Here is a 17,068-nt window from a genome sequence, read left to right on the forward strand (position 1 = left end):
CCAATGGCAGAAGTTCCTGCACCCATCAGGGTTGCGCTTGTTGATGACCAGCACTTGGTCCGTTCGGGTTTTGGCATGCTGATCAATTCGCAGCCGGACCTTGAAGTAGTGGCCGAGGCCGGCAACGGGATCGAGGCTGTCCAGGCTCTGGGTGCAACCGCAGCCGATGTTGTCCTGATGGATGTGCGCATGCCGGGGATGGACGGCATCGAAGCGACCCGCCGCATCCTGGAACAGGCTGCGGCACAGCCCGCCGGTTCCCAACGCGCGGAGATCAAGATCGTGGTCCTGACCACCTTCGATCTGGACGAGTACGCGCTCGCCGCGATTCAGGCCGGCGCCAGCGGGTTCCTCCTGAAGGACGCGCCACCTGAAGAACTTCTGGAAGCCATCCGCACCGTCTACCGTGGGGACGCTGTGATCGCACCCTCCACCACCCGCCGTTTGCTGGATCATGTGGCACCGCTTCTGAGGACGCAAACCCCGCAGCAGACTGAGCACGCTGCCGCTGTCGAACGCCTGACAGCCCGCGAGCGCGAGGTGTTCCAACTCATCGCCCAGGGTCAGTCGAATCCCGAGATCGCGGCAGGATTGTTCCTCTCTGAAGCCACGGTGAAAACGCACGTGGGACACATTCTTGCCAAGCTAGGCGCCAGGGACCGGGTCCAGGTGGTGGTCATCGCCTATGAGACGGGCGTCGTAGCTCCGGGGACCTGACAGCTCAGACCACGGTATGAGCAGGCTTGCCGGACAATGGGCCCCTGGCCCGATCCCGTAGAGGTGCAGCAAAACATAGCGTGAAACCATGACAACTTTCACGCCCCTCTCCCACCCGTCAGGCACAGATCGGCCCACGGGGTCCGATGATGCCCACGCCCGACCCGCCGTCGAGGCCCATGAGCTGACCAAGAGCTACGGTCGCGCCGATACCACCGTCACTGCACTGAACAACGTGTCTGTCAGCTTCGACGCCGGAAAGTTCACGGCGATCATGGGGCCATCCGGTTCGGGCAAGTCCACCCTGATGCATTGCCTTGCCGGCCTTGATACGGCGGATTCCGGCCGCATCGTCCTGGGTGGCACGGAGTTGACCGGCCTCAACGACCGCCAGCTCACCGCGCTCCGCCGGGAGCGGATCGGCTTCGTTTTCCAGGCATTCAACCTGGTGCCAACCTTGACGGCCGAACAGAACATGACTCTTCCGCTCGCATTGGCGGGAACCACCGCCGACGCCGAATGGCTGGATACCGTTGTCGGCACCCTTGGGCTGAAGGACCGCCTGAAGCACCGTCCCCATGAGCTTTCCGGTGGCCAGCAGCAGCGCGTGGCAGTAGCCCGGGCACTGTTGACCCGTCCCGACGTCGTGTTTGGCGATGAGCCCACGGGAAACCTCGACTCCAAAGCCGGCGGCGAAGTGCTGGCGTTACTCCGCCGGAGCAGCCAGGAGATGGGCCAGACCATCATCATGGTCACCCATGATCCCGTGGCCGCCAGCTATGCCGACCGCGTTGTCCTGATGAGCGACGGCGGCCTGGTGGGCGAGATCCACGATCCCACCGCGGACTCCGTCCTGGCAGCCCTCGGCAAGCTGGGGGCCTGAGCATGCTGCGTGTTGCCGTTTCCCAACTGACAACGCATTTCCGGCGGTTCGTCGCCATCGGACTCGCGGTCATGTTGTCCGTCATGTTCCTCTCCGCCACGCTGATGGTGGGTGCAAGCACTAATGCCTCCTTGGGGGCCAGCATCGGTGAGGCGTACCGAAACGCTGACCTTGTTGCCACGTCCAGGAACGGCGAAGCATTCACCCAGGCAGCTGTGGAGGCTGCCGCGTCCGCTCCTTCAGTGGAGGACAGCTACGCCGAGCGGTCCACCTATGTCATGTTCGAGGCCGGCGGCGGCGAGCAGTATGGGCGGTTGCGCAATGCGGCGCCCGCTTCGTTGGAGGGCGCGGTCCTGTCGTCGGGGTCCATGCCGGCAAAGGCTTCGGACGCTGTGATCGACGTCAAAACGGCCGGGCATCTTGGCCTGACCGTGGGGAGCACGCTTGAGCTCCACGGCGCCGGACCGGTCAAGAACGCCAAGGTGAGCATTACGGGCCTCATTCAGGCCACCAATGATCCGTTCTCGTCGTCGGCAGCTCAGTTGATTGCCTCGGAAGCTGTCCTGAACGCGGTCCAGGACGCCGGGGCGGGGTTTACGGGGGTGCAGTTCTCGCTCAAGCCCGGCGAGGACGTGGCCGCCGCCAAGGAGTACATCACCCATCGCATGGAAGCTGCGGGGGCTACTGGGCCTGTGCTGGAAACGGCCCAGGAGAAGGTGACCTCCACTGTTGCCATGCTGAGTGCTGGGCAGGACCAGCTGACCATCGTGCTGCTCGCGTTCGCCGGGGTGGCCATCCTCGTCTCCACTTTGGTGGTGGCCAACACCTTCTCCGTTCTTGTGGCACAGCGCACCAGGGAGTTGGCACTCCTGCGCTGCCTCGGTGCCGGGCGGGCACAAATCCGTGGCTCCGTCATGCTCGAAGCCCTGGTGGTCGGTTTCCTTTCCTCTGTGGTGGGCGTCCTGGCGGCCACGGGCTTGATGACCGGGCTGATCGCCTGGGCCAAGTCCCAGCCTGAGCAAGCCTTCGCGACGCTGGCTGTACCGCCGTCGGCCATTATCGCCGGTCTGGTGGCAGGAACCTTGTTGACCGTGGTGGCGGCGTTGGTTCCCGCCAAGGCGGCTACCGCCGTCGCACCACTTGCCGCCTTGCGGCCCAGCGATGACGCGTCCGTCCGGAACAAGCGCGGCAAGGTACGCCTTGTCCTGGGCTTGGTGTCCCTGCTGGGGGGAGCGGCAGCGCTGGTGTACGGCAGCGTAAACATATCGCTGGGCGTTGCGCTGCTGGGCGGAGCTGCCTCGTTCGTGGGCATTCTCCTCTGCTCCACGCTGTTCATCCCCACGGTGGTTGCCCTGGCCGGCAGGCTCGCCGCGCCCGCGGGAGTGCCAGGCAAGCTCGCGGCCGTGAACGCCACGCGCAACCCTGCCCGCACCTCCGCGACCGCGGCCGCGCTGCTCATCGGCGTCACACTGGTCTCGCTCATGATGACGGGTGCGGCCACATCCCGCCAGGCATTCAACGACACCCTGGCTGAGAACTACCCTGTGGACCTGTCGGCGCAGACCGCAGTGGATGGTTCAGGCGACCACGGGCAGGCACTCGCGAGGATCAAGGCGCTCGACGGCGTCAGTGCTGCGGTCATGCTGCAGCCTGTAGGAACGCTAAGCGATTCCGCTGCACCGGACGGCGGCATGATCATCTACGGCATCTCCGCTGCAGACGCTGCCTCCGTGCTGCGGGACAACAACCTGAAGCCAGCCTCGGGAACGGTCTACCTTCCCGAAGACTCACCCGAAGGAAACGCGACCATCACGACGACGGCGGGAACGGTTGCGCTGGACGCCAAGGTACTGCGGACCCGCCACGTCCCGGCGTTCGTGGAAAGCTCCAGCATCGCCGCTTCCCCGCTGCCGGAAACTGCGTCCATGGTGTGGGTAAAACTGGATGATTCCGTGTCCACGGACCGGGTGCAGGCTCTCCAGAAAGACATCGCGGCAGCATTGGGGGTGCAGGAGCGAACCGTCAGCGGGGCCGCGATCGAGCGGGTGACGTTTAACAGCATCATTGATGTGCTCTTGTTGGTCGTCACCGGTCTGCTTGGTATTGCCGTGGTGATTGCGTTGATCGGCGTGGCCAACACCTTGTCCCTCTCGGTCCTTGAACGGACCAGGGAGAACTCCCTCCTCAGGGCCCTTGGCCTCACCAAGGGCCAGTTGCGCGGCATGCTGGCCATCGAAGCCGTGCTCGTTGCCGGGGTGGCCGCCATCATGGGTGCGGGCATGGGCATCGTCTACGGATGGCTGGGGGCGCAGGCAACACTGGGAGGCGTAGCCAGCGTTGTTCCGGCCGTACCGTGGCTGCAACTGGCCGCGGTCTTTGGTGTGGCTGTGGTGGCAGGGCTCCTGGCGTCGGTGATCCCGGCCCGGCGCGCCGCACGCCTCTCCCCCGTCGAGGGCCTGGCCACCGCTTAAGCCATCAAGGCTCGCTCACATCACGACGTCAAACGAGAATCGCTCTCTCACTTCACGCGGTAAAACTGACGGGAAGTGAGAGAGCGATTCCTCTTTATGGATGTTATGTGAGAGAACGTCCTAAGCTTCGGCGGGCTCTTCGTAGCGGGGGAAGATAGGGGCGGGAGCCGGCAACTCCGTACCTGCAACAATCGGCGTGTCGATAGCGGCGAACTGCCTCGCCTCGCCTTCGGCTTGGCCCAGGACTTCAAGCAGCTTGGCGGACGACGACGGCATGACCGGCTGGGCAAGGATCGCCACGATCCTCACTACCTCCAAAGTGACGTACAAAACCGTGTTCATACGGGCGATGTCGGTCTTCCGCAGCACCCAGGGGGCTTGGTCCGCAAAGTAGGCGTTGGTATCGCCCAGTACGGTCCAGATGGCTTCCAACGCGCGGCTGAACTCCTGCTTGTCGAACGCTGAGCGGGCTGTTTCCAGCAACTCCCCTGCCTGCGTCAGCAAGGCAGTGTCCTCCGCCGTGAAATCTCCGGGCACCGGGACCTTGCCTTCGCAGTTCTTCGCCACCATGGACAGCGAACGCTGGGCAAGGTTTCCGAAGTTGTTGGCGAGGTCTGAGTTCATCCGGCCCACGATCGCTTCGTGGTTGTAGTTGCCGTCCGCACCGAACGGAACTTCGCGGAGGAAGAAGTACCGGCACTGGTCCAGGCCGTACTGCGCTACGAAGTCCTGGGGCGCGACGACGTTGCCCAGCGACTTGGACATTTTCACGCCGTTGTTGGTGAGGAAGCCATGGATCATGACGCGCTGTGGCAGCTCAAGTCCGGCGCTCATGAGGAACGCAGGCCAGTAGATCGCGTGGAAACGCGAAATGTCCTTGCCGATCACGTGGACGTCGGCAGGCCAGAACTTCTTGAAGGACTCCGACTCGATGTCCGGATAGCCAACGCCGGTGAGGTAGTTGGTCAGGGCGTCAACCCAGACGTACATGACGTGCTTCTCATCGCCGGGGACAGGAACACCCCAGTCGAAGGTGGTACGGCTGATGGACAGGTCCTCCAGACCACGCTTGACGAAGCTGATAACTTCATTGAAGCGGGACTGCGGGGCGCCGAACTCAGGCTGCGCCTCGTAGAGGGCAAGGAGCTTTTCCTGGTAGTTGGAAAGCCTGAAGAAATAGCTCTCCTCCGCCGTCCAGGTGACCAGGGTGTCCGTCTCCTTGGAGTAACGCAGACCGTCCTCTTTCACCACGGTGTCGTCCTCGACGTAGTACGCCTCGTCACGGACGGAGTACCAGCCCTCGTACTTGGACAGGTAGATGTCGCCGTTGGCTTCCATCTTCTTCCAAATGGCCTGCGAGGCGGCGTAGTGGTCCTGGTCGGTGGTGCGGATGAAGCGGTCATGGGAGATCCCCAGGTCCTGGCTCATCTGCTGGAACGCAGCCGAGTTCCGGTCGGCGAGCTGCTTGGCAGTGATGCCTTCCTTCTCGGCAGACTGCTGCATCTTGAGTCCGTGCTCGTCCGTTCCGGTCATGAAGAACACTTCATGGCCGTCAAGGCGCTTGAAGCGCGCCATGGCATCAGTTGCAATGACCTCGTAAGCGTGGCCGATGTGCGGTACGCCGTTGGGGTAGCTGATTGCGGTGGTGATGTAGAACGGGGATTTCTCTGGAGACGTCACTCTAAAAAGTTACCTTTTTTTGGGATGAAATAGCTTAGTTAAGTTCGGTCAGCGTATCGCTGAGCCGCACCAGCTCGTGGTCGTGGGAGGCCACGAGGACGGCGATGCCATCGCTGGTGGTGTCCTTCAGGATCCCGATGATGCGGTTGGCTGCTGCCCTGTCCAGGCTGGCCGTGGGTTCATCCACTACCAGCACACGGGTGCCCAGGATCAGCGCGCGGGCGATAGCGACGCGCTGGCGCTCACCGCCGGAGAGCTGTGCAGGACGGTGCCTCATGCGGCGACCCAGGCCCACCAGGTCCAGGAGGTCCTTGGCCATTTCCGTCCGCTGTTCCACTTCGCCATCGGGCACCGCGGGAAGCAGGACGTTCTCCAGGGCGCTCATGCCGTCGATCAGGGCGCCGCCCTGGTCCACATAACCGATGAGCGCGCGGCGGCGGTCGGCGATCTCGTCATCGCCCATGGTGTCCAACGGCAGGCCCTCCCAGAAGACCTTGCCCGACGTCGGGAGCGTCAGTCCGGCGCTCACCGTCAAAATGCTGGTCTTGCCGGAGCCGCTTCGGCCGGCGATGCAGTGCATCTCTCCGGCGTGCAGGGTGAGGTTGAAGTCGTCGACGACGTCCACTTCCTCGGCGCCGCCCTTGTCGCCACCGTAGTGGATGGTCACGCGGCTCAATTCCAAGGGAGTTGCGTGGTCGGAGGCCTTCACGATCGTGTTGGCGCGGGTCTGCAGCGACTCTTCCGTGGATTCCGGGGTGGCCGTCAGCTCGGGGTTGAGTTTGTCAGTCATTTGACTACTTTCGTTGCAATCGGAATCCAGCAAATTACGGCCAGCAGACCGGCCAGACCGGCCCACAGGGCCGCGTAGGGAGCCAGCAGCAGTCCCAGCCCCAGGGCGCCAAGGACGCCCAGGGGAAGAGCCACTGTGCCTACAAGGGCGTTCTCGAAGAAGCGGACCTGGCCCAGCATGTCCGGGTTCCAGCCCATGGCCTTCAAGGTACCGAGGTACTCCCGCTTGGCATGGAGTTCAAAGCGCCCGGTCACGAGTGTCAGCAGCAGGCCCACCACTACTCCGAAGACCGCCAGGATGACGCTTGGCAAGGCGATACTTGCAGCTGCCAGGCCACTCAAAGCACTGGCACCGGCTGCCCGCGGGATGTCAATCAGCAGGGCGATCAAGGCACCCACTGCAGCACCAAACACGCCTACTGCCACGGCAAGGGAGATGGAGTTGAACCGGTTGGTGGTGAGCTGCCGGTTGGCAAACGTCAACGGGGAATCTACCGTTACCAGGCGATCATCGTGCTGCGGTTCCTGATCGATCACTACACGGTGACGCAGCTGCTGGGCTGCCAGCAGCGCGGCCCCACTGTAGATGATGAGCATGGTCACGGAAACAATGACGGTGGCAATGTTCCAGCTGAGCAAGCTCAGGACGAGACCGGCCGCGGCTAGGGCCGCAGCACCCACCGCAAACTCTTCAAGGACCCAGGACCGGATGCGTTTCTGCGTCCAGCCCATCGCCCTGAGAATGCCTGCTTCGCTCCGGCGTTGGCGGATATAGCTGACCGTCGAGGCGCCGGTCAGGAGGGTTGCGCCCAACAGCGTCAGGAAGAGCAAGGTGATGTTGGTACCGGTCAGCGAACCGGAGACGGCGTCGGCCGCGTCCTGGCGGACCCAGGACTGCTGGACGGTGCCCAACGGTGATTCCTTGCCGGCGTCGTCCTTGCTGTAGCCGGGGACAAAGATATTGGCATCTTCGCGTGCGGAACCTGCAACGACTGTGGCTTCCAGGCCGAGCTCGCGAATCTGCGTGGCCAGCTTTTCCACCTCGGGCTGGGCCGTCTTCCAGTTGCCGGCAGCGGAGGCCTTGACCCGGACGGCGTCAATGACGTCGGCGTTGGTGTCATAGCCACGGGCTGCGGCTAGACCATAGTAATCGGTGATGGCACCGGCGGACTGGCTGACCAGACCTGTAGCGCTCAACGAAGGCTTCAGTTCGGTACCCTCGACGTCCTTGCCCTCAGCGTCCTTGGTGAGCGTCATCGGCGTGGGATCGTAGCCGCCCAGGGGCAGCTTGTTGACGTCCCCGGCTGCTGACTGGACGTCGGCCGGGTCAAAGGTGCCGTACACCATGGGCAGCGGCGCGGCCGGCTTCTTACCCGTTTCCAGGTCTTCGCGGTAGGAGCGCTCATCGACTGGTTTGCGCTGCGTCTGGTCCACGGCTGCACCGAAGGAGGACTTCTCAGGCAGGCGATTGACCGTCACCCAGTCCCCCGGCGTCGCGCTCTTGTCCGAAGCACCGTTGGAAGCTTCGTCGCCGTCCTTGTACTTGGGGGCTGCGGCAAACGCCGCGCTCCAGGTGGCAGGGTTGTACAGGCCCTGGCTGAAGGAGGCCGTGCTTCCCAGCAACTTGCTGTGATCTGTTGAACCCGGCCATTCGAGGGCGAACGGGGACTTGGAAACGAAGGGGAGGTAGTCCTTGTCCAGGCTCCGCGTTACGGTGCCTACCTCATTGACCACCTTGCCGCTGGCATCCAGTTCCTCGATTTTCACCGAGTACTGCAGGTCAAGGGATGTGCCGGAGCGGACAATCAGCGGGATCGCCTGGGAATCGTCGGTCAGCAAACCGTCACGCTTGGCCTGCTGGTACTGGGTCATCAGCGGCGCCCAGTACTTGAGCTTGACGCCCAGGAAGTCAGGACCCTCTTCCAGCTGGTCCATGCTGAGGCCTGTGGTGAAAAGGCTTTCGAAGTGGCGTCCGATTGCTCCTGCGTCACGCGCATCGGCGGGCGGAGCCTTCTCAAGGGGTGCCAGGAAGTCGCCTGCGGATCCCAACAGCGCCCTTTCGGCGGCGGGGTCCACCGCGACGACGGACTCGGTCACCTCAGGGGCCAGGGGCAGCGCCACGGAGAGGTTGAAGAGGTTGTGCTCGGAGCCAAGTGCGGGAGCCGGGAACTTGATGCCGGTCTCGCCTTCGGGTCCGGCGATCCTGACGTTGGAGCCTCCCGCGGCCTGCTCCTGGATCAAGCGGCCCTTGCCCAAGGTGCCTTCAGCGCTGGTCTTGAAAAGCGTCTGCTGGTTCACACCATCAGAACTCGTGGCAGAAGCGGTCAACCGGTACTTCTTGGGGGTATCGGACAACACCGATTCCGCGGCGGGCCATTTGCTGGAATCCATGGCCGAAGGGTCCCCCGCGGTCACAGCTCCGGCCAGGCCGGCGTTGTACCCGAGGTAGTCCATGGCATTGAGGCGGGGAGCCTCCAGGTTCTGCGAAACGCGCGAAACCAGGCTGATGGGTGCGGCCACAGCCGTTTGGCCCATGGTGCGGATCTTCTCCAGCTGCTCAAAGCTGATGCCGCCTTGGCCGTTGGCTATCTCCGGCTGGATCAATGCACCGCCGTCGCCATCTTTGGCCTGGTCAGGCTTGGCCTGGACCAGGATGTCGTAGAGTCCCCGCGAGTTTTCATCCACTGTCCGGTTCAAAGCAGCCTGGGACTGGCTTTGGACGAGGACGGACAAGCACATTGCGACGATCAAAATGGCCGCGGTCAGCAGCAGCACACGGCTTCTGATGAACCTTTGGACGGCGTTCATTGGGCTCCCTGAGACCTTGATTGCGGGCGCGCACACAGAGACCGGAATTCCTCAAGAGACACAAGGGAATACCGGGCTTTAGGTGCAAAAGTTGTGGCCGGCCTGCTGCCGGGTCCGAATCCCGGACCCAGCCATTGTAAGCAGACCGGCCACGCCTGCGTGCCAAAGGTGTGTCGCCGGCACGCGAACTCAACTGATGGAAATCAGTTGCAGCCCTAGTCCTCCAGATCCACTTCCCGGACCATGTCGGCTCCGATACCAGCCTTGATGGCCTCCAGGACCTGCTGCGGAACAGAGCTGTCGATGGTCAGGAGCGCAAGAACCTGGCCGCCTTCAGTCTGGCGCGCCACCTGCATGCCACCGATGTTGATGTTGTTCATGCCCAGGATGTGTCCGATGGTGCCGATGACGCCGGGACGGTCTGCATAGGCCACCACAACCAGGTGCTCGCTGATGGGGATTTCGACGTCATACCCGTTGACACCCACGAGCTTCTCCACCTGCTTGGGCCCCGTGAGGGTACCGGCTACGGAGATCTGGGAACCATCGCTGAGGGCACCACGGATGGTCAGGACGTTGCGGTAGTCCTCAGCGTCGGGGGTGGTGATGAGGCGGGTATTGATGCCGCGCTGTTCGGCGATCACGGGAGCATTGACGTAGGAGACCTGCTCCGTCACTACATCGGCAAAAACGCCCTTCAGTGCGGCAAGTTCAAGCACCTTGACGTCCAGTGCGGCAATTTCGCCCGCCACTTCCACGTCGATCTGGGTGAGGGAAGCGTGGGTCAGCGCAGTGAAGATCCGGCCCAGCTTTTCGATCAGCGGGATACCCGGACGGACATCCGGAGCGATGACGCCGCCGGCGACGTTGACAGCGTCGGGCACCAGCTCGCCCGCAAGTGCCAGGCGAACCGACTTGGCGACCGAGACGCCGGCTTTCTCCTGTGCTTCGTCAGTGGAAGCACCCAGGTGCGGGGTCACAATGACGTTGTCGAACTCGAAGAACGGCAGGTCGGTGCTCGGCTCCTTGACGAAGACGTCCACGCCGGCGCCGGCGATCTGGCCTTCCTTCAGGGCAACATGGAGTGCTTCCTCGTCCACCAGGCCGCCACGGGCTACGTTGACCACGTAGGCCGTTTCCTTCATCTTGCGGAAGGCGTCAGCTCCCAGCATTCCCACCGTTTCCGGCGTCTTGGGCATGTGGATGGTGATGAAGTCGGAATTCTCCAGAAGTTCATCCAAGGTGACCAGCTTGACGCCCAGCTGGGCGGCGCGGGCTGCAGTGATGTAGGGGTCGTACGCAAGGATCTGGGTATCGAAACCCTGGAGGCGTGCTGCCACCAAAGCACCGATGCGGCCCAGGCCGATGATGCCGATTTTCTTCTCGAAGAGTTCAATTCCCGTGTACTTGGAGCGCTTCCACTCACCGTTCTTCAGCGCAGAGCTGGCCTGCGGAATGTGGCGGGCCAAGCTGAGGATGTGCCCTACCGTGAGCTCGGCAGCGGAGACAATGTTGGACGTCGGGGCGTTGACCACCATGACGCCTGCCTGAGTGGCGGCCTTGATGTCTACGTTGTCCAGCCCAACACCAGCGCGGGCGATGACCTTCAGGTTCTTCGCGGCGGCGATGGCTTCGGCATCCACCTGCGTAGCCGAGCGGACCAAGATGGCGTCAACGTCAACGATTGCGGACAGCAGCTGGGAACGGTCTGCGCCGTCGGTCTGGCGGATTTCAAAGTCCGGGCCCAGAGCCTCGACTGTGGCGGGCGAAAGTTCCTCGGCGAGGAGGACGACGGGTTTGCTGGCTGACACGGGGAGGCACCTTACTTTGGACAACTTTGGGACAGGACTGGACAAGGAGCGGATGCGTGGCCCGGGGCACGGCGCCGGGACCAGCCCAGAATATCGAATCCGGGCAGGGATTCCGGTGCCGGCGGGGGATGTTACGGCCGGGCCGGTAGCCGTTGTGAAGAAGTTCACAGCCAAGGAAGCTGATGAAAGAGGGAGCGAAATGCCGGTGATACGGCAACGCCCGCCCGGCTTTGTCCACCGGGCGGGCGCGTCGTTGTGGCGGAGGCCGTCAGGCCAGCGCCGAAGGATCAGCGGGCTGCAGAACCTTCAACGTAGTCAGCGTCCTGCTGCTGCCAGGAGAAGAGGGAGCGCAGTTCGCGGCCGACCTCTTCGATGGGGTGCTGCTCTGCCTTGGCACGCAGTTCCTTGAACTCGGTGCCACCGTTGTCCTGGTCATCGATAAAGCGCTTGGCGAAAGCACCGCTCTGGATGTCCGCGAGGACAGCCTTCATGTTTTCCTTCACCTCGGGGGTGATGACGCGGGGGCCGGAGACATAGTCGCCGTACTCTGCGGTATCGGAAACGCTCCAGCGCTGCTTTGCGATGCCGCCCTCCCACATGAGGTCAACAATGAGCTTGAGCTCGTGGAGAACCTCAAAGTAGGCGATCTGCGGCTGGTAGCCAGCTTCAGTGAGGGTTTCGAAGCCGTACTGGACCAGCTGCGAGACACCGCCGCAAAGGACGGACTGCTCGCCGAAGAGATCGGTTTCGGTCTCTTCGGTGAAGGTGGTCTTGATAACGCCGGCGCGGGTTCCGCCGATGGCCTTGGCGTAGGACTTCGCCAGGTCCCAGGCAGAACCGGATGCGTCCTGTTCAACGGCGATGATGTCCGGGATACCGCGGCCGGCTTCGAATTCGCGGCGAACAGTGTGGCCCGGAGCCTTGGGGGCGATCAGGATGACGTCAACGCCGGCCGGAGCTTCGATGTAACCAAAGCGGATGTTGAAGCCGTGGGCGAAGGCCAGGGCCTTGCCTTCGGTCAGCTTGTCCTTGATGGAGTCGTTGTAGATGGCGCGCTGGTGCTGGTCCGGAGCCAGGATCATGATGACATCTGCCCATTCGGCGGCGTCGGCAACGTTCTTGACCGTGAAGCCTGCGTCTTCTGCCTTGGCGGCCGACTTGGAGCCCTCCTTCAGCGCGATGACAACCTCGACGCCGGAATCGCGGAGGTTCAGTGCGTGGGCGTGGCCCTGCGAGCCGTAGCCAACGATGGCTACTTTGCGGCCCTGGATGATCGACAGGTCTGCGTCGTCGTCGTAGAACATTTCAGTCACTTGCGTAACTCCTCTTGAGTGGTTTTCTTAGATATTGATTGTGGTGCTGCGGTACTGGGCTCAACCAACCGGCGATTCACGCCGAGCGGAGCGCCCTGTCACTCATGGAGCGGGATCCCCGTCCAACGGCCAAGGTGCCGGACTGCACGATTTCACGGATGCCGAACGGCTCGAGCACTGAAAGCAGAGCAGCGAGCTTCTCGGGGGTACCGGTTGCCTCGATCACCAACGAGTCTGTGGACACGTCGACGACGGCGGCACGGAACAAGTCTGCAGCTTGGGTAACCTGCAGGCGTGTCGCGGCATCCGCACGTACCTTGACCAGGATGTGGTCGCGTTGTACGGAAGATTCGGAAGTCAGCTCCACAATCTTGATCACGTTGACCAATTTGTTGAGCTGCTTGGTGACCTGCTCAATGAGGTCGCCGTCGGCGTCGACGACAACCGTCATGCGGGACATGCCGGGAACCTCGGTGGGTCCCACAGCCAGGGAATTGATGTTGAATGCGCGCCGGGCAAAGAGGCTGGCCACGCGGGTCAGCACGCCGGGCTTGTCTTCTACCAGAACGGACAGTGTGTGGCGGGTCATGCCTAGTCCTCCTCTTCCCATTCCGGGGTCATGTTGCGGGCAACCTGGATCTGGTCATTGCTGACGCCCGAAGGCACCATGGGCCACACCATCGAGTTGGGGCTGACGACGAAGTCGATGACCACTGGGCGGTCATTGATCTCGAGTGCCTTCTGGATGGTGGCGTCGATGTCTTCGTCACGCTCACACCGCAGTGCTGCACAACCGTAGGCATCAGCCAGTTTCACGAAGTCCGGGATCCGGACGGTGTCGTGGCCTGTGTTCAGGTCCGTATTGGAGTAGCGGCCCTCGTAGAACAGCGTCTGCCATTGGCGGACCATGCCCAGCGAGGAGTTGTTGATGATGGCCACCTTGATGGGGATGTTGTTGATGGCGCAGGTAGCCAGTTCCTGATTGGTCATCTGGAAGCAGCCGTCACCGTCGATGGCCCAGACCACGCGGTCCGGCTCACCAACCTTGGCACCCATTGCTGCCGGAACCGAGTATCCCATGGTTCCTGCTCCACCGGAGTTCAGCCAGGCGTGCGGCCGTTCGTACTTGATGAACTGGGCGGCCCACATCTGGTGCTGGCCCACGCCTGCAACGTAGATGCCTTCGGGACCGGTGAGCTCTCCAATGCGCTTGATCACGCGCTGGGGTGCAGTGAGCCCGTCTTCCGGCTCGGTCCAGCCCAGCGGATAGGTATCGCGCAGGTTGCCGAGGAAAGCCCACCAGGAATCCAGATCCGGAGTGCCACTCAGTTCGAACTGCGTCTTCACGGCTTCGGTGAGTTCGGGAATGATCTCCTTGACCGAGCCAACGATCGGGACGTCCGCGGTGCGGTTCTTGGAGATTTCCGCGGGGTCGATGTCAGCGTGGATGACCTTGGCAAACGGGGCGAAGGTCTTCAGCACGCCAGTAACGCGGTCATCGAACCGGGCTCCAAGAGTGATCAGGAGGTCGGCCTGCTGGAGGGCAGTCACGGCGGAGACTGAACCGTGCATGCCGGGCATGCCAACATGCTGGGGATGCGAATCAGGGAAGGCACCGCGAGCCATCAGTGTGGTGACCACCGGAGCGCCGGTAGCCAGCGCGAGTTCCATGAGCTCGGCCGAGGCGTGGCCCTTGACTACGCCGCCGCCCACGTAAAGGACCGGCTTGCTGGCAGCAGCGATCAGCTTGGCAGCTTCGCGGACCTGCTTATTGTGTCCTCGCACCACGGGGCGGTATCCCGGCAGGTCCACCTTGGGCGGCCAGGAGAAGGTCATCTGGCCCACCTGGGCGTCCTTGGCAATGTCAACCAGGACGGGTCCCGGCCGGCCCGTGGACGCGAGGTGGAATGCCTCTGCCATGACGTGCGGGATGTCATTGGGGTCGGTCACCAGGAATGAGTGCTTGGTGATGGGCATCGTGATACCCACGATGTCTGCTTCCTGGAAGGCATCGGTGCCGATGACTCCACTGGACACCTGGCCGGTGATGGCCACCATCGGCACGGAGTCCATGTGGGCGTCCATGATGGCGGTAACGAGGTTGGTGGCACCGGGGCCCGAGGTGGCGATGCAAACGCCAACCCGTCCGGTAACCATGGCGTAGCCTTGCGCGGCGTGGCCGGCTCCCTGTTCGTGACGGACCAGGATGTGATTCATGCTGGAGGCCATCAAGGGGTCGTAGGTGGGCAGGATCGCGCCACCGGGCAAACCGAAAATATCGTCCACGCCGAGTTCTTCGAGCGAACGGACGATTGCTTGCGAGCCGGACATCACCGTTGGGGGTACAACGGTGTTCGGCCCAAGTACAGGAGAGAGAGGTGCAGCAGCGTCGACGACGACGGCCTCAGCCGTACGGTCGACCTTTTCCGGAGCTTTGTAGGCTCCAGCGGACTTTGCAGCCATCAGCGAGGGGCTGATCGGCGATCCTTTGCTCATCGGACTCTTCCTTAGTGGATCTTCAATAGATGGGGTCGTGCTTGGGGAATAAAAAAACCCCTCAGCCTTCCGGCTCTTCGAGGGGTTTGCGCGTGACGGTTCGTTACCAGTCGGGCTAAGCCACGCGCTTGGTAAGGACGACGACGCCGACGGTAACGAATGTGATCATGCGTTCAGTGTTCCCTCTAAGTGAGATACGTGTCAATTGACCACAATCGTATCTCACTATTTGGACAGCAGTGTCCGCCTGCCGGACTCCGCCCGTCAGGACGGGCGGAGTCGAAAGCAGGAACTACCCGCAGTACGCCCCCGTGGAGGCGCTGTGGACAAGCTTGGCGTATTTGGCCAGGACGCCCTTAGTGAACTTGGCCGGCAGCGGCTCCCAGCCCTCCTTGCGGGCTTCGAGCTCGGCTTCATCCACCAAGAGGTCGAACGAGCGGGCGGCGATGTCCACACGGATGCGGTCCCCGTCCTTCACGAAGGCGATGGGCCCGCCGTCGACCGCTTCCGGCGCAACGTGGCCAATGCACAACCCGGTGGTACCGCCCGAGAAACGGCCATCGGTGAGCAGGAGCACATCCTTGCCCAGTCCCGCGCCCTTGATGGCTCCGGTAATGGCCAGCATCTCGCGCATGCCCGGGCCGCCCTTAGGGCCTTCGTAGCGGATCACCACGACGTCGCCCTTATTGATTTCGCCGTTGTCCAACGCGCTGAGGGCCCCCTGCTCACGCTCGAAGACACGGGCAGTTCCTTCAAAGACGTCCGCATCGAAGCCAGCGCTCTTCACCACGGCGCCTTCTGGAGCCATGGAGCCGTGGAGGATGGTGATGCCGCCGGTCTTGTGGATCGGATTGTCCAAGGCACGGAGGATCTTGCCATCAAGATCCGGCGGGTTGATCGAGGCGAGGTTTTCGGCAAGTGTCTTGCCTGTCACGGTGAGGCAGTCACCGTGCAGCAGCCCGGCGTCGAGCAGTGCCTTCATGATGACGGGCACGCCGCCGATCTTGTCCACGTCCGTCATGACGTAGCGACCGAATGGCTTGAGGTCGCCGAGGTGCGGAATCTTGTCACCGATGCGGTTGAAGTCATCGAGCGTCAGCTCAACTTCTGCCTCACGGGCAATGGCCAGCAAGTGCAGGACGGCATTGGTGGAACCGCCGAAAGCCATGGTGACGGCAATGGCGTTTTCAAAGGCCTTCTTGGTCATGATGTCGCGGGCCGTGATCCCCAGGCGCAGCAGGTTGACCACCGCTTCGCCGGATTTGCGGGCGAAGTCATCACGACGACGGTCTGCCGACGGCGGGGCGGCTGAGCCCGGCAGGGACATTCCCAGCGCTTCGCCGATGCAGGCCATGGTATTGGCCGTATACATGCCGCCACAAGCGCCTTCGCCGGGGCAGATGGCTTTTTCGATGCGGGTCAGGTCTTCCATGCTCATCTTGCCTGCAGCGCAGGCACCCACGGCTTCGAAGGCGTCAATGAGGGTGACTTCCTTCTCCGAGCCGTCCTCGAGCTTGACCCATCCGGGCATGATGGAGCCGGCGTAAAGGAAGACGGAGGCGAGGTCCAGGCGGGCAGCAGCCATGAGCATCCCGGGAAGGGATTTGTCGCAACCAGCCAGCAGGACCGAACCGTCAATACGCTCGGCCTGCATCACGGTCTCCACGGAGTCGGCTATGACCTCGCGGGAAACGAGCGAGAAGTGCATGCCTTCGTGCCCCATGGAGATGCCGTCCGAAACGGAAATCGTGCCGAACTGCATGGGAAAGCCACCGCCGGCGTGGACGCCTTCTTTGGCGCCTTGTGCCAGGCGGTTGAGGGAAAGGTTGCAGGGCGTGATTTCGTTCCATGAACTGGCGACACCAATTTGCGGCTTGGCGAAGTCGTCGTCTCCCATGCCAACCGCGCGGAACATCCCACGGGCGGGTGCCGCGTGGATGCCATCGGTGACCACCCGGCTGCGGGGCTTGATGTCCGGCGTAATGTCTGTCGCAATCTCGGTGTCACTCATGACCAAAGTCTATGGGTACCTCGCTGCCGCCGCCGCTGTTCCATGCCGGGTTAAGCAGGATCAACCAAATATTGCAGGGAAATCAAGGT

The 17,068-nt window shown here is 62.8% G+C and carries 11 protein-coding genes; 3 read left to right on the plus strand and 8 right to left on the minus strand.

The window, feature by feature from the left end:
- Positions 1 to 3 precede the first annotated feature (3 nt).
- The 3 genes from ABIE35_RS10730 to ABIE35_RS10740 all read left to right on the plus strand — a co-directional run bounded on the left by ABIE35_RS10730 (position 4) and on the right by ABIE35_RS10740 (position 4,071).
- Positions 4 to 717 carry a response regulator gene (locus ABIE35_RS10730; RefSeq protein WP_354514787.1) on the plus strand — a complete coding sequence of 238 codons (714 nt, stop codon included), beginning with the start codon at positions 4 to 6 and terminating at the stop codon, positions 715 to 717.
- 88 nt (positions 718 to 805) lie between these two features.
- Positions 806 to 1,600, plus strand: a complete 795-nt coding sequence (locus ABIE35_RS10735) for an ABC transporter ATP-binding protein (RefSeq protein ID WP_354514789.1) — start codon at positions 806 to 808, stop codon at positions 1,598 to 1,600.
- Positions 1,601 to 1,602: 2 nt separating this feature from the next.
- Positions 1,603 to 4,071, plus strand: a complete 2,469-nt coding sequence (locus ABIE35_RS10740) for an ABC transporter permease (protein ID WP_354514791.1) — start codon at positions 1,603 to 1,605, stop codon at positions 4,069 to 4,071.
- 120 nt (positions 4,072 to 4,191) lie between these two features.
- Here ABIE35_RS10740 and metG read toward each other — a convergent pair whose 3' ends face one another.
- The 8 genes from metG to ilvD form a co-directional block, all read right to left on the minus strand.
- Positions 4,192 to 5,751: a methionine--tRNA ligase gene (gene metG / locus ABIE35_RS10745; protein ID WP_354514793.1), complete on the minus strand. Its 1,560-nt coding sequence runs from the start codon at positions 5,749 to 5,751 to the stop codon at positions 4,192 to 4,194.
- A gap of 34 nt (positions 5,752 to 5,785) precedes the next feature.
- A complete protein-coding gene (locus ABIE35_RS10750; protein ID WP_089595468.1) occupies positions 5,786 to 6,541 on the minus strand; it encodes an ABC transporter ATP-binding protein in 756 nt (251 codons plus the stop codon).
- A complete protein-coding gene (locus ABIE35_RS10755) occupies positions 6,538 to 9,348 on the minus strand; it encodes an FtsX-like permease family protein (RefSeq protein ID WP_354514795.1) in 2,811 nt (936 codons plus the stop codon). Before ABIE35_RS10755 ends, ABIE35_RS10750 begins: the two co-directional genes overlap by 4 nt.
- A 215-nt stretch (positions 9,349 to 9,563) precedes the next feature.
- Positions 9,564 to 11,159: a phosphoglycerate dehydrogenase gene (gene serA, locus ABIE35_RS10760; RefSeq protein ID WP_089595470.1), complete on the minus strand. Its 1,596-nt coding sequence runs from the start codon at positions 11,157 to 11,159 to the stop codon at positions 9,564 to 9,566.
- A 287-nt stretch (positions 11,160 to 11,446) separates the two neighbouring features.
- Positions 11,447 to 12,472 carry a ketol-acid reductoisomerase gene (ilvC, locus tag ABIE35_RS10765; RefSeq protein WP_354514797.1) on the minus strand — a complete coding sequence of 342 codons (1,026 nt, stop codon included), beginning with the start codon at positions 12,470 to 12,472 and terminating at the stop codon, positions 11,447 to 11,449.
- 76 nt (positions 12,473 to 12,548) lie between these two features.
- Entirely contained in the window at positions 12,549 to 13,061 is a 513-nt protein-coding gene (ilvN, locus tag ABIE35_RS10770) for an acetolactate synthase small subunit (RefSeq protein ID WP_021470923.1), read from the minus strand.
- 2 nt (positions 13,062 to 13,063) lie between these two features.
- On the minus strand, positions 13,064 to 14,968 hold the full coding sequence (locus ABIE35_RS10775; protein ID WP_354514799.1) for an acetolactate synthase large subunit: 1,905 nt from the start codon (positions 14,966 to 14,968) through the stop codon (positions 13,064 to 13,066).
- Positions 14,969 to 15,260: 292 nt separating this feature from the next.
- Positions 15,261 to 16,979, minus strand: coding sequence for a dihydroxy-acid dehydratase (gene ilvD / locus ABIE35_RS10780; protein WP_207593838.1), 1,719 nt, complete (start codon positions 16,977 to 16,979; stop codon positions 15,261 to 15,263).
- Between the last annotated feature and the right edge of the window lie 89 nt (positions 16,980 to 17,068).

Origin of the sequence: Paenarthrobacter sp. 4246 (genome assembly GCF_040546855.1) — a bacterium.
In the GTDB taxonomy this organism is placed as follows: Bacteria; Actinomycetota; Actinomycetes; order Actinomycetales; family Micrococcaceae; genus Arthrobacter.

What these genes read in the sequence shown, in the direction of transcription:
- ilvN (WP_021470923.1), bottom strand. Translation starts at nt 13,061, where the DNA reads ATGACCCGCCACACACTGTCCGTTCTGGTAGAAGACAAGCCCGGCGTG.
- ilvD (WP_207593838.1), bottom strand. Translation starts at nt 16,979, where the DNA reads ATGAGTGACACCGAGATTGCGACAGACATTACGCCGGACATCAAGCCC.
- ABIE35_RS10730 (WP_354514787.1), top strand. Translation starts at nt 4, where the DNA reads ATGGCAGAAGTTCCTGCACCCATCAGGGTTGCGCTTGTTGATGACCAG.
- ABIE35_RS10755 (WP_354514795.1), bottom strand. Translation starts at nt 9,348, where the DNA reads ATGAACGCCGTCCAAAGGTTCATCAGAAGCCGTGTGCTGCTGCTGACC.
- ABIE35_RS10750 (WP_089595468.1), bottom strand. Translation starts at nt 6,541, where the DNA reads ATGACTGACAAACTCAACCCCGAGCTGACGGCCACCCCGGAATCCACG.
- ABIE35_RS10735 (WP_354514789.1), top strand. Translation starts at nt 806, where the DNA reads ATGACAACTTTCACGCCCCTCTCCCACCCGTCAGGCACAGATCGGCCC.
- ABIE35_RS10775 (WP_354514799.1), bottom strand. Translation starts at nt 14,968, where the DNA reads ATGAGCAAAGGATCGCCGATCAGCCCCTCGCTGATGGCTGCAAAGTCC.
- ABIE35_RS10740 (WP_354514791.1), top strand. Translation starts at nt 1,603, where the DNA reads ATGCTGCGTGTTGCCGTTTCCCAACTGACAACGCATTTCCGGCGGTTC.